22 protein-coding genes are annotated in these 19077 nt (G+C 74.1%); 13 read left to right on the forward strand and 9 right to left on the reverse strand.

Annotation, left to right across the window (positions count from 1 at the left end; all coding sequences use genetic code 11):
• Nucleotides 1–66: 66 nt before the first annotated feature.
• The 3 genes from ACIBTV_RS16555 to ACIBTV_RS16565 all read left to right on the forward strand — a co-directional run bounded on the left by ACIBTV_RS16555 (nt 67) and on the right by ACIBTV_RS16565 (nt 2613).
• Nucleotides 67–1317: a sensor histidine kinase gene (locus ACIBTV_RS16555; protein WP_396705669.1), complete on the forward strand. Its 1251-nt coding sequence runs from the start codon at nt 67–69 to the stop codon at nt 1315–1317.
• On the forward strand, nt 1296–1997 hold the full coding sequence (locus ACIBTV_RS16560) for a response regulator (protein ID WP_396705671.1): 702 nt from the start codon (nt 1296–1298) through the stop codon (nt 1995–1997). Before ACIBTV_RS16555 ends, ACIBTV_RS16560 begins: the two co-directional genes overlap by 22 nt.
• 220 nt (nt 1998–2217) lie before the next feature.
• Entirely contained in the window at nt 2218–2613 is a 396-nt protein-coding gene (locus ACIBTV_RS16565; protein ID WP_396705673.1) for a hypothetical protein, read from the forward strand.
• Between the two features lie 97 nt (nt 2614–2710).
• On the opposite strand, the gene ACIBTV_RS16570 is transcribed toward ACIBTV_RS16565, so the two are convergent.
• Nucleotides 2711–3499, reverse strand: coding sequence for a D-Ala-D-Ala carboxypeptidase family metallohydrolase (locus ACIBTV_RS16570; RefSeq protein WP_396705675.1), 789 nt, complete (start codon nt 3497–3499; stop codon nt 2711–2713).
• Nucleotides 3500–3807: 308 nt separating this feature from the next.
• On the opposite strand from ACIBTV_RS16570, the gene ACIBTV_RS16575 reads away from it, so the two are divergent.
• The gene (locus ACIBTV_RS16575) at nt 3808–4449 is read left to right on the forward strand and encodes a DUF6642 family protein (protein WP_396705677.1); all 642 of its coding nucleotides are present in this window, start codon (nt 3808–3810) and stop codon (nt 4447–4449) included.
• Nucleotides 4450–4540: 91 nt separating this feature from the next.
• Complete coding sequence (locus ACIBTV_RS16580) at nt 4541–5005, forward strand: PPOX class F420-dependent oxidoreductase (RefSeq protein WP_396705679.1); 465 nt, start codon at nt 4541–4543, stop codon at nt 5003–5005.
• Between the two features lie 31 nt (nt 5006–5036).
• Here the strand turns inward: ACIBTV_RS16580 and ACIBTV_RS16585 are convergent, their stop codons facing one another.
• Nucleotides 5037–5678: an NAD(P)-dependent oxidoreductase gene (locus ACIBTV_RS16585; RefSeq protein WP_396705681.1), complete on the reverse strand. Its 642-nt coding sequence runs from the start codon at nt 5676–5678 to the stop codon at nt 5037–5039.
• Nucleotides 5679–5761: 83 nt separating this feature from the next.
• Entirely contained in the window at nt 5762–6994 is a 1233-nt protein-coding gene (locus ACIBTV_RS16590; protein ID WP_396705683.1) for a serine hydrolase domain-containing protein, read from the reverse strand.
• 74 nt (nt 6995–7068) lie between these two features.
• Between ACIBTV_RS16590 and ACIBTV_RS16595 the strand changes: the two genes are divergently transcribed.
• From ACIBTV_RS16595 to ACIBTV_RS16610, 4 genes are all read left to right on the forward strand, one after another.
• Nucleotides 7069–7662, forward strand: a complete 594-nt coding sequence (locus ACIBTV_RS16595; RefSeq protein WP_396705685.1) for a pentapeptide repeat-containing protein — start codon at nt 7069–7071, stop codon at nt 7660–7662.
• Between the two features lie 298 nt (nt 7663–7960).
• Nucleotides 7961–8812, forward strand: a complete 852-nt coding sequence (locus ACIBTV_RS16600; RefSeq protein ID WP_396705687.1) for a hypothetical protein — start codon at nt 7961–7963, stop codon at nt 8810–8812.
• A gap of 138 nt (nt 8813–8950) precedes the next feature.
• Nucleotides 8951–9388, forward strand: a complete 438-nt coding sequence (locus ACIBTV_RS16605) for a nitroreductase family deazaflavin-dependent oxidoreductase (RefSeq protein ID WP_396705689.1) — start codon at nt 8951–8953, stop codon at nt 9386–9388.
• Nucleotides 9389–9479: 91 nt separating this feature from the next.
• A complete protein-coding gene (locus ACIBTV_RS16610) occupies nt 9480–9806 on the forward strand; it encodes a hypothetical protein (protein ID WP_396705691.1) in 327 nt (108 codons plus the stop codon).
• A gap of 57 nt (nt 9807–9863) precedes the next feature.
• On the opposite strand, the gene dacB is transcribed toward ACIBTV_RS16610, so the two are convergent.
• Nucleotides 9864–11447, reverse strand: a complete 1584-nt coding sequence (gene dacB, locus ACIBTV_RS16615) for a D-alanyl-D-alanine carboxypeptidase/D-alanyl-D-alanine-endopeptidase (protein WP_396705693.1) — start codon at nt 11445–11447, stop codon at nt 9864–9866.
• An 84-nt stretch (nt 11448–11531) separates the two neighbouring features.
• Complete coding sequence (locus tag ACIBTV_RS16620) at nt 11532–12263, reverse strand: MIP/aquaporin family protein (RefSeq protein ID WP_396705694.1); 732 nt, start codon at nt 12261–12263, stop codon at nt 11532–11534.
• A gap of 124 nt (nt 12264–12387) precedes the next feature.
• On the opposite strand from ACIBTV_RS16620, the gene ACIBTV_RS16625 reads away from it, so the two are divergent.
• The gene (locus tag ACIBTV_RS16625) at nt 12388–13461 is read left to right on the forward strand and encodes an FAD-dependent oxidoreductase (protein WP_396705696.1); all 1074 of its coding nucleotides are present in this window, start codon (nt 12388–12390) and stop codon (nt 13459–13461) included.
• 186 nt (nt 13462–13647) lie between these two features.
• Nucleotides 13648–13929: an adhesin gene (locus ACIBTV_RS16630; RefSeq protein ID WP_396705697.1), complete on the forward strand. Its 282-nt coding sequence runs from the start codon at nt 13648–13650 to the stop codon at nt 13927–13929.
• Between the two features lie 6 nt (nt 13930–13935).
• On the opposite strand, the gene ACIBTV_RS16635 is transcribed toward ACIBTV_RS16630, so the two are convergent.
• The 4 genes from ACIBTV_RS16635 to ACIBTV_RS16650 form a co-directional block, all read right to left on the reverse strand.
• On the reverse strand, nt 13936–15030 hold the full coding sequence (locus tag ACIBTV_RS16635; RefSeq protein WP_396705699.1) for a beta family protein: 1095 nt from the start codon (nt 15028–15030) through the stop codon (nt 13936–13938).
• A gap of 168 nt (nt 15031–15198) precedes the next feature.
• Nucleotides 15199–15714, reverse strand: a complete 516-nt coding sequence (locus ACIBTV_RS16640) for a PepSY domain-containing protein (protein ID WP_396705701.1) — start codon at nt 15712–15714, stop codon at nt 15199–15201.
• A gap of 82 nt (nt 15715–15796) precedes the next feature.
• Entirely contained in the window at nt 15797–17074 is a 1278-nt protein-coding gene (locus ACIBTV_RS16645) for a sensor histidine kinase (RefSeq protein WP_396705703.1), read from the reverse strand.
• A complete protein-coding gene (locus ACIBTV_RS16650) occupies nt 17071–17766 on the reverse strand; it encodes a response regulator transcription factor (RefSeq protein WP_396705704.1) in 696 nt (231 codons plus the stop codon). Before ACIBTV_RS16650 ends, ACIBTV_RS16645 begins: the two co-directional genes overlap by 4 nt.
• A 102-nt stretch (nt 17767–17868) precedes the next feature.
• On the opposite strand from ACIBTV_RS16650, the gene ACIBTV_RS16655 reads away from it, so the two are divergent.
• Both ACIBTV_RS16655 and ACIBTV_RS16660 read left to right on the forward strand, forming a co-directional pair.
• Nucleotides 17869–18351: a septum formation initiator gene (locus ACIBTV_RS16655; protein WP_396705706.1), complete on the forward strand. Its 483-nt coding sequence runs from the start codon at nt 17869–17871 to the stop codon at nt 18349–18351.
• Between the two features lie 308 nt (nt 18352–18659).
• Nucleotides 18660–19049, forward strand: a complete 390-nt coding sequence (locus tag ACIBTV_RS16660; protein WP_396705708.1) for a cupin domain-containing protein — start codon at nt 18660–18662, stop codon at nt 19047–19049.
• Nucleotides 19050–19077 lie beyond the last annotated feature (28 nt).

The raw sequence follows: 19077 nt of genomic DNA on the forward strand, positions 1-19077 counted from the left end.
GGTCTACGCCGGGGTCTCGACTTTGGTAGCTGGTTGGTGCCGGCACCGGCTGCCTAGCATGGGCGCGTGACCAGCGCCGCCGTGCCGGAGCACCCCTGGCTGCTGCCCGGGGCCATCGCCGTGCCGGTCGACCGGGAGCGGACCCATCCGCGCCGCACCACGCGTGACTGGATCGTCGACGTGGTGGCCTTCGTGTTCTGCCTCTGGTGGGTGGTCTTCGCCACGCTGGACGCCCTCACCCCGGCCCCCCAGCTCGCCGCCCGGCTGCCGTACGGCTGGATGATCGTCGCGGACGCGCTGGTCGGGCTGGTCTGCTGCGGGCTGCTCTGGGTGCGCCGGCGCTGGCCGCTCGGGCTGGCGGTGGCGACGCTGCCGCTGACCGCGTTCTCGATGGCGGCGGCCGCCCCGCTGGTGATCCTCTACTTCACCGTGGTGGTGCACCGGCGCACCGCGCACGCGCTGGCGATCACCGCGGCCGGGCTGGTCACCAACTTCGCCTTCGGCTACCTCCGCCCCGAGCCGACCATGCCCTACTGGGCGGCCACTGTCTGGGGCGTGGTGATCAGCGCGACCGTGCTGGCCTGGGGGATGTTCGTCCGGGCCCGCCGGCAGTTGGTGGTGTCGCTGCGGGAGCGCGCCGAGCGGGCCGAGGCGGAGCAGCAGTTGCGGGTGGCGCAGGCCCGGCAGGTGGAGCGCAACCGCATCGCCCGGGAGATGCACGACGTGCTGGCGCACCGGATCTCGCTGCTCAGCCTGCACGCGGGCGCGCTGGAGTTCCGCCCGGACGCGCCGCCGGAGGAGGTGGCGAAGGCGGCCGGGGTGATCCGGGGCAGCGCGCACGCGGCGTTGCAGGACCTGCGCGCGGTGATCGGGGTGCTGCGGGCCGACGGCGGCGGCGAGGAGGACCCGGAACGCCCCCAGCCCACCCTGGACGACCTGCCCGGCCTCATCGAGGAGTCCCGCGCGGCCGGGGTCCGGGTCAACGCCAGTGACCTGGTGGCCGCCCCGGCGGCGGTGCCGGCGGCGGTGGGGCGCAGCGCGTACCGGATCGTGCAGGAGGGGCTGACGAACGCCCGTAAGCACGCGCCGGGAGCCGTGGTGACCGTCGGGCTCGCCGGTGGGCCGGGTGCCGGACTCACGGTGGAGGTCCGCAACCGGTGGCCGGTCGGCGGGGTGGGCGCCCCGGAGCTGCCGGGCTCCGGCACCGGCCTGGTCGGCATCGCCGAGCGGGTCACCCTGGCCGGCGGGCGACTCGAACACGGGCGGGACGACTCCGGCGACTTCCGCCTGGCGGCGTGGCTGCCGTGGCCGGCGTGACCGCGTCGGGCGGCGGCGAGCCGGTGCGGGTGCTGATCGTCGACGACGACGCGCTGGTCCGGGCCGGTCTGTCGATGATCCTCGGCGGGGTGCCGGACCTGCGGGTCGTGGGGGAGGCCGCCGACGGGGGCGCGGTCCCGGCCGCGGTCGCCGCCGCCCGGCCGGACGTGGTGCTCATGGACATCCGGATGCCGAGGGTGGACGGGCTGGCCGCGACCGAGGCGCTGCGCGCGCAGCCGCACCCGCCCGAGGTGCTGGTGCTGACCACCTTCCACGCCGACGAGCAGGTGCTCCGGGCGCTGCGCGCCGGCGCGGCCGGCTTCCTGCTCAAGGACACCCCACCCGCGGAGATCGTCCAGGCGGTGCGCCGGGTCGCGGCGGGTGAGGCGACCCTCTCACCGGCGGTCACCCGGACGCTCATCGCGCACGTCACCGGCCCGGTGCCCGGGGGGCCCGACCCGCGCCGGGAACGCGCGCTGCGCCTGCTCGCCGGGCTCAGCGACCGCGAGCGGGAGGTGGCCGTGGCGCTCGGGCAGGGGCGGACCAACGCGGAGATCGCCACGGACCTGTACATGAGCGTGGCGACGGTCAAGGCGTACGTCTCGCGGCTGCTCACCCGGCTGGACCTGAACAACCGGGTGCAGGTGGCCCTGCTGGTGCACGACGCCGGCCTGGTCTGACATCGCTCGGCGCCCGACGGCGAGACACTCACCCCTGGTTGTTCCATTTTTGGAAGTATCGGCAGCGGGGCGACCACTGACGGGGTCCGCGTGCTGGCGCCGGAGGATCTGCTGGCCGCTTACCCCGATTGAACTTCTCGCCGTCGGTGGCCGTACCACTGCCCGAGGATGCGGGTGCGGCGGGCCCGCCGCACCGCTGCCGAACTGTGGGAGGTCTGCCGTGCGAGTTGGTGAGCAGTCGACGGATCCCATCGATCGGGTGCTGGGCGAGGTGCCGGTGCCGGCGTCGCTGACCCCGGAGGACGTGCGGTTGGCGGTCCGGGCGGTGGTGGTGCACACAGCCGAGGAGTGGCCGTCGGGGCCGGTGTGCCGCAACGACGGCGCGTCGTACCCGTGCCGGCTGCACCGCTGGGGGCGGCGGGTGCTGCTCGCCCACGGGCTCAACGACCGTCAGGTGGACGCGCTCATCCGACACGGCAACCCGTTCGTGCACGTGCCCTTCCCCTTCACCGCCACGGGTCCGGCGCGGCCGGCCGGCGTACGCCCGGTGGTGCGGGGCGGTGGCGCCGGCCGCCCGGCCCCCGCCACCGCCCCGCGCTGGCCCCGCGCGAGCTGACGGAGGTACGGCCGTCGGCGGCGCGCCCGGGAAGACGGCGCCGGCCCGGTGCGGGGTTCCCACCCGCACCGGGCCGGCGTCGGACCGGCTGCCCTGCTCAGTCGCTGCCGGAGCCGATTCCGCAGTCCGGCGCGGACCAGCTCCAGGTGTTGGAGCTGTCGTCCCGGTTGTTCTCCCGCCGCGAGTCGACGTGCACGTGGTCGTCGTGGTCGGGGTAGCCCGGCCCGTAGAGGCCGCTGAAGCCGTTGTTGCGGGCGGCACGGGCCACGGTGCAGAGCGACGAGGTGCGGGAGACGACGTCCGCCGCGTTGCCGTAGAGGTGCTGGCTGTCGGAGGCGCCGTCGACCTGGTCGTTGCACGCCCGGCTGCGGAAGCCGCTGCTGACGTAGAGCGGCTTGTCGCCGAGGCTGCGGCGCAGCGCCTCCAGCTTCCACATCGTGCGCAGCGCGTTCTGCCGGGTCTCGGCGGCCGGCAGCGGGCCCCCGCTCCACCCGCTACGGCCGCAGCCGTCGTCCATCTCGCTGTAGCTGAAGTGGCGTGGCGTGCAGTCGTCGTCCTGCAGTTCGTACAGCTTGGCGTAGGTTTGCGGGCCGGCGATGCCGTCGGCGCGCAGCCCGTACGCCTGCTGGAAGCGCTTGACCGCGGCGGCGGTCTTCGGCCCGTAGATCCCATCGTTCTCGACGATGTCCCGGTTGCCAGCCCAGCCGGCGACCCTGATCTGCAGCTGGCGGACATCCGTTCCGGACCGCCCCTGATAGAGGTTGCGGTTCCAGGTGTAGCAGCCGTCGGCGTGGGCCGCTGGCGCGGCGACCACCGCGGCGATCGCGGCGCCCGGCAGAGCCAGGGCGAAGGCGACGGCAGCCCGCTGCAAGGTGTTTACGCGCACAGAAGTCCTCCCGATAGGAGAGCGATTGGGGTGGCTTTCAGGACATCGCCCGGGACGTCCCGTGATTCCCACCCTCGCACCAGTCACTGCCATAGGTGGTGAATAACGAGAATTGTCCTCATGATTTCCGGTTGCTGAGTGGTCTCTGTGAATTCGGCTGATTTGCGAAACAGCCATTCCCCACGCAGCGCGGAAGGACGACGCGAAACGCACCGAACGTCGCGTACGGCCCCACTGAGGGTGATGTTCCCGGCCCCGACCGGGCCGGTAACGTCAGCGTCCGGGCTGGCGCACTGGCGGAGGTGGACGTGGCGCGGGGAGGCGTCTTCTGCGTCGAGGGGCAGTGGCACCGCGACCTGAACGAGCGCGGTTCGGTGCTGCCCACGCTCGAACTGCTCGAACGACTAGGCAAGATCAGATTCATCCACAAGGACGCGGCGACCCGGGACGAGCTCTTCTACTTCCTGGACCGCTGGCTGCTCAAGCAGTACGCCGACCACCGGGTCGGGTTCTTCGCCATGCACGGGGAACCGAGCCGGCTGCGCCTCACCGACTGGCACTCCGTCGACCTCGCCGACGTCGCCGAACTGATGGCCGGGCGGTGCGAGGGGCGGCGGCTCTACTTCGGCAGCTGTTCCGTGCTGCGCGCCTCCGACGCCGCGCTCCGCGAATTCCTCGACATCACCGGAGCGGCTCTGATCTGCGGTTTTACCCGCGATGTGGACTGGGTGGAATCGGCGGCGTTCGAAACGGTGCTCCTCGACGTGCTGGCCAACGGGCAGCGGCACAACGCGGCCGAACTGCGGATGGGGTCGGCGCACTGGGCGCCGCTCGCGTCGTATCTCGGCTTCCGGGTGATCTATGCCAACGGCCGCGCCTGGCGGCCCTCGGCCCGCCCCCGGGTGCCCGCCCAACCGGGCGCCGACCACGCCGCGCACCGCCCGCGCTGACCGTCGGCCACGCAGCGCACCCGACCCCGCCGACCCGTCGGACGCGGCGACCGTCGGTCGCGGCGACCGGTCGCCCTGGTAGAAACGAGACGTGGCACGCAGCATCGCGACGAACACCCGCGTCGACCGGGACGCCCTGGTCGAGTTCCTCCGCCCCCGGCACCGGGTGGTCCTGATGACCAAGCGGGCGGACGGTCGTCCCCAGGCGTCGCCGGTGACCGCCGGGGTCGACACGGCCGGGCGGCTGGTCATCTCCACCTATCCGGAGCGGGTGAAGGCGACCAACGTCCGCCGCGACCCGCGCGTGTCGGTGTGCGTGCTCTCCGATGAGTGGGACGGCCCCTGGGTGCAGGTCGACGGCACCGCCGAGGTGCTCGACCTCCCGGACGCCCTCGAACCGCTGGTCGAATACTTCCGCTGCATCTCCGGCGAGCACCCCGACTGGGACGAGTACCGGGCCGCGATGCTCCGGCAGGGCAAGTCGCTGATCCGGGTCACCATCGACCGGTGGGGGCCGATCGCCACCGGGGGATTCCCCGCCCGCCTCGCCGACTGATCACGCTGCCGTCCGCTCGGCCCCTGGCGCCTCAGTACGCCGCGGTGAAGCGCGTGTTCTCGTGCCGCGGGTTCTCGATCTCGTCGACGATCGCCACCGCCAGGTCCTCGTACGTGAGCACCGAGCGCCCCTGGTCGTCGGTCACCGGCTCGTCGGTGCCGGTGCGGTAGTGCCCGGTCCGCTCGCCCGGGTGGAACTCCAGCGGTGGCGGTGACACGTACGTCCAGGTCACCCCGTCGCCGCTGGTGCGGTAGTAGGCCAGCGCGGCGGCCTGTCCCCGGGCCGAGTCCCGGTACTCGGCCGGGAAGTCCGGCTCGTTCAGGAAGGGCGTGCCCTTCGGGGTGAGCAGCGTCGACCCGCCGCCCACGTGGATGATCCGCGGCGGGTCCGGCAGGTCGCGCAGCGTGGTGACCAGCGTCCGGGCCGCGTCCTGCCACAGGTCGTGCCCGTCGCCGCCGATGGCGACCACCATGACGTCCGCCTCCGGCGCCAACTCGCGTACGCTCCGCTCGCTGGTCGCGTCGCCGGTGACCACCCGCACCCCGGTCGGCAGGTACGAGGTGGCCTCCGGACGGCGTACGGCGGCGGTGACGCGGTGCCCCCGGTTGATCGCCTCGGCGGTGATCCGGGACCCCGCGGTGCCGCCCGCGCCGAACACGACGATGCTGCTCATGGCCGCCTCCCGCCGGACGTGAACCCCTTCCCCAGGCTATTGACCGGCCGGCCGGCGGGTGCCGTTACCCGCAGAACCCGCGCTCAGTCCACCAGCGCGGAGTAGACCAGTTGACGCAGTTGCGGCCGGATCGGGTAGGTGCTGGACGGCATCAGCTGGGTGAAGAAGAGCGCGGTGATCTCCTCGGCCGGGTCGACCCAGAACGCGGTACTCGCCACCCCACCCCAGTAGTACTCGCCGACGCTGCTCGGCACCCGGCTCGGGATCGGGTCGTCGACCACCGCGAAGCCCAGCCCGAAGCCGATGCCGTCGAGGGTGGTCTCGGCGAACCCGCCGGTCGAGAGGGTGCCGAGGTCCTGCCCGCCGGGCAGGTGGTTGCGGGTCATGAACCGCACGGTGCGCGGGCCGAGGACGCGCACACCGTCCAGCTCGCCGCCGCGCAGCAGCATCTGGGTGAACCGGTGGTAGTCGCCGGCGGTGGAGATCAGGCCACCGCCGCCGGAGAGCAGGGCCGGCTTGTCGTACGCCAGGGCGCCCAGCCGGTCGAAGCGGACCGCGCGGCCGGTGTGCGGGTCGGGCGCGTAGAGGGCGCCGAGCCGGGCGGCCTCGTCGCCGTCGACGTACCAGCGGGTGTCGGTCATGCCCAGCGGCCGGAAGATCCGGTCGGCGAAGAAGGCGTCGAGGCTCTGCCCGGAGACCACCTCGACGAGCCGGCCCAGCACGTCGGTGGCGACCGAGTAGCCCCAGGCCGTGCCGGGCTGGAAGAGCAGCGGAAGCTCCCCGAACGCCCGGCAGGCGGTGGCCAGGTCGACATCGGAGGGCGGGTAGAGGTCGTAGCCGGCCGCCCGGTAGAGACCGTCGACGACCGAGGTCTGCATGAAGCCGTACGTCAGGCCGGCGGTGTGGGTGAGCAGGTGCCACACCCGGATCGGCTCGACCGCCGGCACCGTGTACGGCTTGAGCGTCGACCCCTTGGAGTAGACCCGCAGGTCGGCGAACTCGGGGAGCCAGCGGCTGATCTCGTCGGTCAGCTCGAACCGGCCCTCCTCCCACAGGATCATGGCGGCGACCGAGGTGACCGGCTTGGTCATCGAGTAGATCCGCCACAGCGTGTCGGCCTCGACCGGCGCTCCGGCCTCGGCGTCACGCAGCCCGTACGTGGTCGAGTGGACCACTTCGCCGCGCCGGGTGACCACCGTCTGCCAGCCGGCGAGCCGGCCGTCGTCGACGTATCTGCCGAAGTGCTCGTCGATCCGCGCCAGCCGCGCCGGGTCGAAGCCGATCTGGTCCGGGTCGATGCTCCGCGCCACACTCACGTCGCCGAACCTACTCGCCGGTTCGGCCGTACCGGAAGGGTCAGACCGTCGGTGGTGCCCACTAGCCTGACCGGATGCCGGAGCTGACCGAGGACACGACCTTCCGCGACGAGGACTGGTACGCGGAGGATCTGGCCGACCGACGCTTCGTCCGCTGCGAGTTCTTTTGGGTCGACCTGACCGAGGCGGTCAGCCGCGGCGCGGTCTTCACCGAGTGCACCTTCGGCAACGTGCAGTTCAACGCCTCCCGGCACACCGACTCGGCGTTCACCCGCTGCACGTTCGCCCGGTGCAACCTCTTCGAGGCCGACTTCACCGGCTGCAAGCTGGTCGGCAGCACGTTCGAGCAGTGCGACCTGCGTCCGCTGGCCGTCTCCGGAGGCGACTGGTCCTTCGTCGGGTTGCCCGGCGCCGACCTTCGCGGCATACGCCTCACCGACGTCCGGATGCGCGAGGCCGACCTGACCGGGGCCGACCTGACCGGCGCAACGGTCACCGGGGTGGACCTCTCCGGCGCGCAGTTGCGCGGGTGCCGCCTGGGCGGGGCGGACCTGCGCGGCAGCGACCTGAGCGCGCTCGACCCGCTCTCCGTCGAGCGGGCCGGCGCGATCGTGGATCAGGAGCAGGCGGTGCTGATCGCCCGGGCGCTGGGTTTCGAGGTCGGCTGAGGGTCCGCGCGTCGGCGCACGCCTTTCCGTACCCGGCCCGCGATTCCGCTTCCGGTCGATGTCCGCTACCGTGCGCTGACGGACTGGACACGTCGACCGTCCGGTTTCCGGTGGGATCGAGCCATGCGCGGCGGGCGAGCCGTGCGGGTCACGCACGCCACCGGTCCGGAGGCGGCCGGTGTTATGTGGAGGGCCGGTGGCGGAGGAGGACTTCACCCGGACGGGCACGGATGCGTCCGGTCGGGGAGCCGGCCGTCGCACCGCCGCCACAGCCGCCCGACACCGGTCGAACACATCCGTGGCACGCCGGGCGCGCGCCGCCCTCGGGCGGTCGATCCGTCCGGGCGCGCCGCGGCGCTGGGTGCTCTCCGGGCTCGTGCTGCTGACCGGCCTCACCGGCCTGCTCGCGTACGTCGGGACCCGTCCCGGTTCCGAGCCGGAGCCGCCCGCCGGGGTGCCCGCGGAGGTCGGTCGTCCGACCGGCTATCCGGCGGTCGAGGCCAACCGGAGCGACCCCGGGCCGGCCGCCCCCGGTCTGCGGCCCCGGCAGCGCCCGCCGAGCCCGCCGCCCAGCCCGACCCCGAGCGCCCCCGCGTCCGCGTCCGCGTCGCCGCAGCTCAGCGTCAGCCAGCGGGACATCCCGGCGGAGGTCGACCTGACCGCCGCCGGTTCCCGGGACTGGGTGCACTGGGGGTTGCGGGGCAACTCGACGGTGCGCAAGCGGGGCGGGACCGGCGAGATCCTCGACCAGGGCGGGCGGGGCCGGCGCGGCAACTGGGACGGCAACCAGGAGGTCTTCAGCTGGCGGGACGGCGGGTCGGTGCGGTCGGCCCACGCCACCTCGACGGGGGTCTTCACCTGCGGCGCCGGCAACGGGTTCTCGCTGGCCGTCGCCGGCAGCGGTGAGCTCCGCACGGTGCGGCTCTACGCCGGGCTCTGGATGGCCCGCGGTCGGCTGGAGGTCCGCCTCTCGACCGGTGGTCCGGCCACGACCCTGCGCCTGGAGGACCCGCACACCAGCCGCAGCGCCGAGTTCACGATGCGGTTCCGCGCCCCCAAGGGGGCCCGGTTGCTGATCAGTTGGACCACCGAGGCGGTCTTCGGCCGGGGCTGCGGCAACGTCGGCCTGCAGGCTGTGGCGCTGCGCTGACCGGCCGGCGCCTCGGCGGTCCGCGTTCCCGCCTCCGCCGCGCGCGCTCCGCCGGCCCACGCGCTTCGGCGGGCCGACCCGGGCCCGCCGGAGTAGCGTGGGCGCGACGACCGCGAGCAGCCGAAGAGGAGCGTGCCGATGACCTCCAGCGAGCAGGTTTTGGACAGCCCGGCGGGTTGGGTCGCCGACCACATCCGCCGCTACCTGGACACGGACGGGGCCGACGGGCACGAATGGCGGCCCGGCGTCTTCACGCTGCTGCTGACCACTCGCGGCCGGCGCAGCGGCAAGCTGCGCCGCACCGCCCTCATCTACGGGCGCGACGGTGACGACTATCTGGTCGTCGCGTCGCAGGGCGGTGCCCCGGAGCATCCGGCGTGGTATCTCAACCTGCTCGCGAACCCGGAGGTGGACGTGCAGGTGGCCGGCGAGCGCTTCACCGCGCGGGCCCGCACCGCCACTGACCGGGAGCGGCCGGGGCTGTGGGCGACGATGGCGAAGATCTGGCCGGCGTACGACGACTACCAGACCAAGACCGACCGGGAGATCCCGGTGGTGGTGCTCGAACGGGTCTAGACGGCCGGGACAGTTTGTCCGTCGCGCTGCGTCCATGTCGGCGTAACTTTCTGCTGTCCCCGTCTGACCGTCCTGTGTGGAGGCACCGCAGATGAGCAGCAGCACCGTCCGCCGAGCCCGTCCCAGCACCCCGACCGGTGCGGGAGACCCGCCCGGCGACGTGCTCCGGGAGATCCCGCTGCCGCCGTACGTGACCGGCGAGGACGCCCAGTTCGCGGTGCGGGCGGTCGTGGTGCACGCGCCGCGGCGCTGGTCGGGCGGCACGGTCTGCCGCAACGACGCGAGCCCGCACCCGTGCCGGCTGCACCGCTGGGGCACCCGGGTGCTGGCGCTGCGTGGGTTGCGCGACGCCGAGATCGCCGCGCTCATCGAGCGCGGGGACCCGGCGGCGCCGGTGCCCACCCGGCCCGTCGCCTGACCGGGCGGTCCGCCGCCGGGTCCGCGTGGGCCGGGCCGCCCCGGCCCACGCGGCGGTTCAGCAGGCGATCGGCTTGACCCAGGAGCACTCCAACCCCTCCGGCCCGGCGGCGTCGGGCACCGCGGAAGGCGAGACGCGCGCCGCGGTCGTGCTCTTCTCGCTGTACGAGGCGAGCGCGACCGCGATCTGGTCCTCCAGCCCCTTCACCGAGGAGGTCAGGTAGTTGTTGAGCAGGATGGAGAACGCCAGCACCCGGCCGTCGGCGTCGGTCGCGTAGCCGGAGAGGCCGGAGGCCCCGGTGAGGCTGCCCGTCTTGGCGTGCACCTTCCCCGCCGCGGCGGTGCCCGCCATCCGGCTGCGCAGCGTGCCACCCACGAAGCGTCCGGCCTCGCCGGCGATCGGGAGCGCGGCGTACCAGGCGTCGAACCAGGGTTCGGCGCGCACGGCGGCGAGCAGGTCCACGAACTCGTCCGCCGCAACGAGGTTGCGCCGGGAGAGCCCGGAGCCGTCGCGCTGGCGCAGCGCGCCGGTGTCCACGCCGACGCGTGCGGCGTACCCGTTGATGGCCGAGAGCCCGGCGGACCAGGTGCCGGCGCCGGAGCGTACCCGGCCGATCTCCTTGGTCAGCACCTCGGCGTGGCCGTTGTTGGAGAGCTTGAGGAACGGCACCATCAGCTCGGCCAATGGCATGGAGTCGTGCCGGGCCACGGCGGTCGCGGCCGCGGGAGTGGCCCGGCCCAGCACCGTCTCGCCGAGAACGCGCACACCGTGGCGGCGCAGCGCCGCCCGGAACACGTCGGCCGCGTACCCGGTCGGCTCCCAGACCGGCACCCAGTCACTGGCCGGCTCGTCCCCGACGGCGATCTTTCCGGTGACCACGACGGTGTTGCCGCCGTGCTCGCGGGTGAAGGAGATCGACGTCTCCCCGTCGGCGACCGTCTCGGCGCGGTTCTCGAACCGCAGGTAGTCGGTCGGCGGGGTGGTGGTGATGACCGGCGGGGAGCCGGCGGTCCGCCCGGGGGCCGCGTGGACGATCACGGTGCCCGCGTCGTAGTCGGTGTCCGGCGCGACGGTGAGCGCGGAGACCTGCGCCGCGTAGTAGTACGGCTCGTCGTCCCACGTCCAGTCCGGCCCGAGCCGGTTGCGGTCGTAGCGGGTGTCGTCGGCCACCAGGTCGCCCGTCACGACCCGCACGCCCGCGGCCGCGACCTGCTTGGCGAGGCCGTCGTAGTCGTCGGCGAGCATGGTGGGGTCGCCGCCGCCGCGCAGGTAGAGGTCGCCGGCGAGCACGCCGCCGGCGCGTCGCTGGCCGCCGCCGAGCACGTCGGTGGTGAGGCGGTGGCCGGGCCCGAGCAGCGCCAGGGCGGCGGTGGAGGTGAGCAGCTTGGTGTTCGAGGCGGGCACCAGCCGGCGGTCGCCGTTGCGGTCGTAGAGCTTCTGACCCGTGGTGGTGTCGACGACGACCACTGAGGCCTGCGCCCCGGCCAGCCGCGCGTCGGCGAGGACCGCGTCGATGGTCGCGTGCAGCCGGGTGACCGCCGGTGGCGGTGCGTCGGCGGTGGCCCCGGAGGCGCCGACGGTGGCCGTGACGGCGACCAGCGCGACCAGCGCGAGCGACCGGGGGAAGAGACGTCGATGCATCCGCCGATGCTGTCATGGAGATTATCGCCAGGAAAGGGCTGGCACCGAAAGTTTTCGCCGCACCGCCCCGGAGTGGTGGCGGGATCAGGCCGACGGCACCGCCGGGCCCGGCCGCTCGGGCCGTTCCTCGCCACCCCAGTAGCGGCCGTCGCCACGGATGATCAGTGGCGCCACCAGCGCGGCGAGCGCCCCGCCGAGCAGCGGGAAGACGATGAACACCCACAGTTGGCGCAGCGCCACGCCGCCCTCGAAGAGCGCCGGGCCCAGAGACCGGGCCGGGTTCACCGAGGCGCCGGTCAGGGTGAGGCCGACCAGCTGCGTGGCGGCGAGCGCCAGACCGATCGCGACGCCGGAGACGGCCGCGTGATCGAGCCGGGCGCTCGCCACGAGCACGACCAGCACGAGCAGGAACGTCAGCACCAGCTCCAGCAGGGCCGCACCGCCCCGGTTGATGTGCGCGCCGTAGCCGTTGCTGCCGAGCGCACCGGTCTGGTCCACGACGTCACCCCATCGGGTGAGCACCCACAGCAGGAACGCCCCGAGGATGCCCCCGAGAAACTGCGCGACCCAGTACGCGACCGCCCCGACCAGCGAGATCTTGCCGGAGATCAGCACGCCGAGGGTGACAGCCGGGTTCACGTGACTGCCGGAGAGCGGACCGATGGTGTAGACGAGCGCGAGCAGGACGAGCCCGAAGGCGAGGGAGACCACCACCACGCCGCCCTGGACCCGCGCCGCGACCGCGCTGCCCACGCCGAAAAAGACCAGCAGGAAGGTGCCGATGAACTCGGCGACGTAGCGGCGGAAGTCTGTCATGGTGTCAGCTTATGGACAAAACAGCTGATGTCAGGGAAAAAGGCTAGCGAGCACCCGGGCAGGCTGTGATCGGGGTGACGGCGACAACGGGCACAGCCCTCGGGCCGTCGCTGTTGCACGGGACATGGACCCTCGCACCGTCGACGTGGTGGTCATCGGCGCCGGTCAGGCGGGCCTCTCCGTCGCGTACCACCTGCGCCGCACCGGCTTCGCCCCCGGCCCGGGGTTCGTCGTGCTGGACGCCGACGACGGCCCGGGCGGGGCGTGGCGGCACCGCTGGCCGACGCTGACCGTCGAGCGGGTCCACGGCTTCCACGAGTTGCCCGCGATGCCCTTCCCCGCGGCCGGCCCGCACGAGCAGGCCGCCCGGGTGGTGACCGACTACTTCGCCGCGTACGAGCGGGAGTTCGACCTGCCGGTGCGCCGCCCGGTCCGGGTGACGGCGGTCCACCCGCTGCCCGACGGCCGGCTGGACGTGCAGACCGACCAGGGCAGCTGGACCGCCCGCGCCCTGGTCAACGCCACCGGCACCTGGACCCGCCCCTTCTGGCCGCACTACCCCGGCCGGGCGTCGTTCCGGGGCCGCCAACTGCACACCGCCGACTACCGGGGGCCGGCCGAGTTCGCCGGCAAGCGGGTCGTCGTGGTCGGGGCCGGGACGTCCGCCGTCCAACTGCTCGGCGAGGTCTCCACCGTCGCCGCCGACGCGACCTGGGTGAGCCGCCGGCCGCCGGACTTCCGCGACGGCGAGTTCGGCCCGGAGCAGGGCCGTGCGGCCGTCGCCCTGGTCGAGGAGCGGGTACGCACGGGACGCCCGCCGACCAGCGTCGTCGGGGTCACCGGACTGCCGGTCACGGCCGAGGTGCGCCGCCTCCGCGAGCGGGGCGTGCTGAATCGTCTACCCATGTTCGACCGGATCACGCCGGACGGCGTCACCTGGGACGACGGTCGTTTCGTGCCCGCCGACATGATCCTCTGGTGCACCGGTTTCCGGGCCGCGCTCGATCATCTCGCCCCGCTGCGGCTGCGCGCTCCGGGCGGTGGCATCACCCTCGACGGCACCCGAGTGGTCGCCGACGAGCGGATCCACCTCGTCGGGTACGGGCCCTCGGCCAGCACGATCGGCGCCAACCGGGCCGGCCGCGCGGCGGCGCGGGAAATTCGCGATCTGCTCGCGCGGGACGCCGCTCTCGACTGACGGGCCTCTATTTGACGGATGGCCCGGCAGCGGGCACCGTAGGCGGTGAGGGGCCCCTTCTCGCTGCCCCGACGCGGTCGCGACGAGGTCGGGCCGCGACCACCTCCCACGTGCGCCCCGGACGCGGGCCATTCCCGGTCTGCGCCGTTCCGACCGCGATCCGAGAGAATCCACGAGGAGTTCCGCATGCTCACCATGACCGACAACGCCGTCCTGGTCATCCGTGACCTCGCCAACCAGCAGGACGTCGCCGAGGACGGTGGAGTGCGCATCGCCGCCGACGCCGACGCGGGTTCGCTCACCGTGGAGCTGGTCTCCGAGCCGGTCCAGGGCGACCAGGTGGTGGACAACCAGGGCGCGCGCATCTTCCTCGACGCCGACGCCGCCGAGATCCTCGGCGACGCCTCGGTCGACGCGACGGTCGACGACGAAGGCATCGTCCAGTTCGGGTTCACCGAGAAGCAGTAGGGCGCGTCAGCCGGCCCGCCGGCTCTCGCCGCCACGCGGCGGCCGGGTCGGCCGACCACCGGCCGACCCGGCCCGGCGCGGCCCGAGTGGGGCGTGCCGCGCCGGGTGCCGCAGCGCGGCCAGCACCTCCGCCAGGTGGTGGGAGGTGCCCCAGGCCGTCCAGCTGTTCACCGACCCCGCGCCCGCGACCCGTCGGGCACGGCGGAGGATCTCGTGGTCGCCCCAGGAGAACGACGCCCCGTCGGTGGGCCAGTGCGGGGCGGACACGATGGTGCGGCACAGGTCCGCGAACCGGTCGTCGCCCCGGCCGCCCCGCCGCGACCAGCGGTAGATCCACCACGCGCCGTCCGTGGTGTAGCAGAGCGTGAACAGCCGGTCGCCCGGCTGCCCGGCCCCCGGCAGCGCCGGGCCCACGCCGTAGTCTCCGTAGCCTGCGCCGAGGTCGGCCAGCCGCTGCCAGAGCAACCAGTCCCAGCGGTCCAACCGCACCGGCTCGTCGACCGCGAGCCGGTTCAGGGTGGGCGGCAGGCCGCCCGCCGCCACCGTCACCGTCCGCCAGGCGTGCCGCCGGGCCCAGTCCAGCAGCCGGCGTACCCGCGCCTCGGCCAGCCGGACGTCCGCCGGGCAGCACACGTCACCGGCGTCCACCAGCAGGTCACACTGCTCGGGAACCAGCGCGGTGCCGCGCCAGATCCGCTCGACCGCCGACGTCGTCGCGTCCGGGCCGCTCCGGTCCCGGCCGGCGCGCAACCGGATCACCGCCCGCCGCGCGTACGCCCGGGCGGTGACGCCGTGCGCGGCCAGCCGCCGGTCGCTCTCGGCGAGCCCGACGACCGGCACCAGCGGTACGCCCCAGCGGACCGGGTCGGTCTCCGGCGTGGCCGGCAGCGCGGACACGTCGACGGCCGGGAGCAGCTCGGCCGGTAATCGGGCCAGTGAGTCCACCATGGACCGGTCGACGACGGTGGCGTCGAGGACCGGCGCGATCAGCGCGGCGGCGGTGGCGTCGAGGTGGGCCAGGGCCTCCAACTCACCCCGTCGACAGGCGAGGACAGGGCGGTAGAGCGGTTCCGCCGCCCGGCCCTCGTGGGCGGGCACCATAGTTCAGGGTAGCCAGACATGTCGATCCGTTGACAGGCCCCGGCGGTTCGCATGCCCGACACCACCACCGCCGGTCGGGACCGGCGCCGACCCGCGGACGCGGCCGCCCCGGTCCTCCCGCTGGGGGAGGACCGGGGCGGAGTGCGCGCGGGCCGAGGGGTGGCCGGATCAGTCGTCGTCGTCCTTGTCGTCATCGTCGTCGCGGTCGCCGTGACGGTCATCGTCATCGTCGTCGGCCGCCTCCTGCTCGGCCCGCAGCACCGCGCCGCTGTCCCGGTCCACGTCGACGTCGTGCTCGGTGTTCCCGTTGATGATCTCCACGCTCCACACCGGGCGGCCGTGCTCCTGCTCGGCCTCGATCTCCACGATCTCTCCACCACCCACCCGGGCGAGCGCGATCTCGCCGGCCCGCTGCTGGTCCACCCGGTCACCGCCGGTGCCGGCGGGCGGGGCCGAGGTGCCACCGGTGGTCGGGGTGCCGCTCGGGGTGCCGGCGGTGGCGCTGTCGTCCGGGGTGGCGCGGTCCGTCGGGGTGGCCGTGTCGGTCGGGTCGACCGTCGCGGCGGCCAGGGTGGTGCCCCGGGCCCGGTCCCCGTCGGCGGCGGTGACCCCGACGGCCACTCCGGCCACGGCCAGGACGGCGGCGCCGCCGGCCGACGCCAGGAGGATCGCGCTGCGCTTCATGATGTCCACCTCTCCTCGGTTGTTGTCTCCGAGGATCGGCGGTGCGGGGATAGCACCGCGCTGTGCGGACGTTAAGGCGGGGCTAAGCCGTCGGCGGGCCCAACCGCAGCAGCACCTCGGCCCCGCCGTTCCCGCCGCCGCGCAGCTCCAGGCGGCCACCCGCGGCCTGCGCCGCTCGGCGGGCGATGTCCAGGCCGAGGCCCGTGGAGCCGGCCGCGCTCGCGCCCCGGCGGACGGCGTCGACCGGCATGCCCGGCCCCTGGTCGGCCACGGTCAGCACCACCTGGCCCTCGTCGCGGGCCAACCGGACGGTGAACGGGGTGCCGTCCGGCGTGTGCGCGAAGACGTTCCCGAGCAGGGCGTCCACCGCCGCGGCCAACTCGTCGCCGGGTACGCCGACCGGGAGCGGGCCGGGCGCGAGGTCCAGCGTCAGCGCGCGCCCGGTGTCCTCGGCGAGCACCGACCAGAAGGCGACCCGCTCGCCGACGATCTCGGCGGCGTCCGAGCCGGCCGGCCCCGCCTCCGGCGACCGTCGCCACCGGGCCTGCCGGATCAGACCCGTCACGGCCCGTTCCAGCCCGTCGACGGCGGCGGTGACCCGGGCCGCGTCCTGCGGGTCACGCAGCGACTCCGCCTCCAACCGCAGCGCGGTCAACGGGGTCCGCAGCCGGTGGGAGAGGTCCGCCACCTGCTCGCGTTCCTGCACCAGCAGCACCTGGATCCGGCCGGCGAGGTGGTTGAGCGCGCCGGCCACCTCGCGCAGCTCGGCCGGGCCGGACGGCGTGACCCGGGCGTCCAGCTCCGCGTTGGCCAGCCGGTGCGACACGGCCGACAGCGCGTCGATGGGGCGGACCAGGGTGCGGGCCAGCCGGTCGGCGACCAGCAGCCCGATCAGGACCAGCAGCAGGCCGAGCAGGGCGAGCACCAGCCAGGCCCGGGTCACCCCGGCGGTCAGCTCGGCCCGCGGCACCTCCACCCGGATCACGCCGGTGCCGTCCGACCGGCCCTGTACGGCGATGACGACCTCGCGTCCCGCCGCCGACTCGCCGGTGAGGCTCTGGCCGCGGGAGGCGAGGGCCACCGCCGCGGTACGCGGCACGGGCGCGCCGAGCACGGTGCCGTCGGGCAGGTAGACGCTCACCGGCCGGCCGGAGTCGGCAGCCAGCTGCTCGACGGTCAGCCGGATCGTCGCCGCGTCGGCGGTGCCCACGACGGGCACGAGGCTCTGCGCGTCGGCGGTGGCCCGGACGGTGGCGCGGTCCTCGGCGACGGTCCGCACGAGCAACGCCAGGGGCACCAGGAACGCGACGAGGGTGAGCACGCTGACGGCGGCCACCAGCAGGGCGAGTCGGGCCCTCACCCGGTCGCCCCCGGCGGGTCGAGGCGGACCCCGACGCCGCGCACGGTGTGCAGGTAGCGCGGTTCCTGAGCCGTCTCGCCGAGCTTGCGGCGCAGCCAGGACAGGTGCACGTCGACGGTCTTGTCGGCGCCGCCGTAGGGGATCTGCCACACCTCGGTGAGCAGTTCCCGCTTGGTGACGACCTGGCCGGGGCGGGCGGCGAGGTGGTGCAGCAGGTCGAACTCGCGCGGGGTCAACTCGACCGGCGCGCCGTCGAGCGTCACCTGCCGGGACCGGGGGTCGACGCGCAGCCCGCCAACGACGAGCGTCGGGTCGGGTGCGCCGGCGCCGGACGGCCCGCGGCGGAGCACCGCGCGGGCCCGGGCGTCGAGCTGCGCGGCCGTGAACGGCTTCACCACGTAGTCGTCGGCGCCCGCGTCGAGCACCCGGACGATCTCGGTCTCGTCGTCGCGGGCGGTGGCCACGATGACCGGCACCGCGCTGACCGCGCGCAGCATCCGCAGCAGCTCCCGACCGTCCAGATCGGGCAGACCCAGGTCGAGCACGACCAGGTCGGGCCGGTCGTCGAGGGCGTCGCGCAGCCCGGCCATCGCGGTCGAGGCGGCCGCCACCGCGTGCCCCCGCTCGCGCAGCGCCCGGATCAGCGGCGTCCGGATGGTGAGGTCGTCCTCGATGAGCAGCAGGCGGGCCACCCTCGCAGGTTAACCACTGACCGAGGCGGGCGGCAGCGCCGTTAACCGTCCCTTAGCGTCCCGCTGTGCCGGTGCCAACCTCCGGTCGGGCAGACTCGGTGGATGCCTCGCCGTTCGCTCCTCGTCGTCGCCGGGTGGCTGGCCACCGCCGCGGTGGCCACGCTGATCGGGGTGGGTGCGATCCGGTTGGTGGGGGAGAGCATCACCGGCACGCCGGGCGGGGTGCGCAGCGAGGAGGAGATCGCCCGCGCGCTGGAGGCCGACCCGGTGCCCCCGCCGAGCGCCCCGTCGACCGCCGCGCCGACGGCTGACGTTCCGTCCGCCTCCGGGTCCGCCCCGCCGGTGGCGTCGACCGGCGCGGGCGTCCGGCGGAGCTTCGCCACCGCCGGCGGCTCGGCGGTCGCCGAGTGCACCCCGCAGGGCGTACGGCTGGTGTCCTGGGCGCCCGCGCAGGGTTTCCGGGTGCGGGACGTCGACCGGGGGCCGGACGACGACGTGGAGGTCCGCTTCGAGGGGGCGGCGGGGGAGCACGAGTTGAAGGTGCGCTGCCTGGGTGGCGAGCCGGTCTCCGAGCCGGACGACTGACCGCGCTGCTTCGACCTGCGTGGCCCGTTCCACCTCGGTGCCGGCCTGACGCCGCAGGGCACGCCGACCTCGGCGCGGACGAGCGCACGGCGCCGCCCGACCTCGGTCGGAACGTCGCCGCGCTCTGGCCGTCTCCCACCAACGCAGCCGTACGGCGGTACGCCAGCGGGGACCTGGCTCGACCGGCCACAGTGCCGGTCGAAGTTGTCGATCCCCGCCCGACGCGGATCCAAACCTCCACCGAGTGGGGAATTCCACCATCTGACAGTCCCGGCGTGGCGCGGCGTCGCAACGGGTATGAGGCGGTCATGGAGCATTTCACGATCGCGACCGTCGCCGAGAAGAGCCCCGATTTCCGGCGGGTCCTGTGGACCGGGCAGAACACCCAGTTGGTGATCATGACCATTCCGCCGGGCGGCGAGATCGGCGAGGAGGTCCACGAGGGGATCGACCAGATCCTGACCTTCGTGAGTGGCACCGGCGAGGCCCGGGTCGCCGGTGAGAAGCGTGAGGTCGTCCAGGGCGACCTGGTGGTCGTACCGGCCGGCACGAAGCACAACTTCGTCAACACCGGCCCCAACCCGCTCGTGCTCTACACCGTCTACGGCCCCCCGGAGCACGCCGACCAGGCGGTGCACCACACCAAGCAGGAGGCGGACGCCGCCGAGGCCGCCGGCGAGGACGAACCGCCGCGCTGAGCCGCCGTCACGGACAACGGGTCGACCC

The organism is Micromonospora sp. NPDC049366, from assembly GCF_044466625.1.
GTDB lineage: Bacteria > Actinomycetota > Actinomycetes > Mycobacteriales > Micromonosporaceae > Micromonospora.

Bases quoted from the DNA above. Each gene is read 5' to 3' on its own strand.
- ACIBTV_RS16585 (WP_396705681.1), bottom strand. From the start codon at position 5,678: ATGAGCAGCATCGTCGTGTTCGGCGCGGGCGGCACCGCGGGGTCCCGG.
- ACIBTV_RS16595 (WP_396705685.1), top strand. From the start codon at position 7,069: ATGCCGGAGCTGACCGAGGACACGACCTTCCGCGACGAGGACTGGTAC.
- ACIBTV_RS16605 (WP_396705689.1), top strand. From the start codon at position 8,951: ATGACCTCCAGCGAGCAGGTTTTGGACAGCCCGGCGGGTTGGGTCGCC.
- ACIBTV_RS16610 (WP_396705691.1), top strand. From the start codon at position 9,480: ATGAGCAGCAGCACCGTCCGCCGAGCCCGTCCCAGCACCCCGACCGGT.
- dacB (WP_396705693.1), bottom strand. From the start codon at position 11,447: ATGCATCGACGTCTCTTCCCCCGGTCGCTCGCGCTGGTCGCGCTGGTC.
- ACIBTV_RS16620 (WP_396705694.1), bottom strand. From the start codon at position 12,263: ATGACAGACTTCCGCCGCTACGTCGCCGAGTTCATCGGCACCTTCCTG.
- ACIBTV_RS16625 (WP_396705696.1), top strand. From the start codon at position 12,388: ATGGACCCTCGCACCGTCGACGTGGTGGTCATCGGCGCCGGTCAGGCG.
- ACIBTV_RS16630 (WP_396705697.1), top strand. From the start codon at position 13,648: ATGCTCACCATGACCGACAACGCCGTCCTGGTCATCCGTGACCTCGCC.
- ACIBTV_RS16635 (WP_396705699.1), bottom strand. From the start codon at position 15,030: ATGGTGCCCGCCCACGAGGGCCGGGCGGCGGAACCGCTCTACCGCCCT.
- ACIBTV_RS16640 (WP_396705701.1), bottom strand. From the start codon at position 15,714: ATGAAGCGCAGCGCGATCCTCCTGGCGTCGGCCGGCGGCGCCGCCGTC.
- ACIBTV_RS16655 (WP_396705706.1), top strand. From the start codon at position 17,869: ATGCCTCGCCGTTCGCTCCTCGTCGTCGCCGGGTGGCTGGCCACCGCC.
- ACIBTV_RS16660 (WP_396705708.1), top strand. From the start codon at position 18,660: ATGGAGCATTTCACGATCGCGACCGTCGCCGAGAAGAGCCCCGATTTC.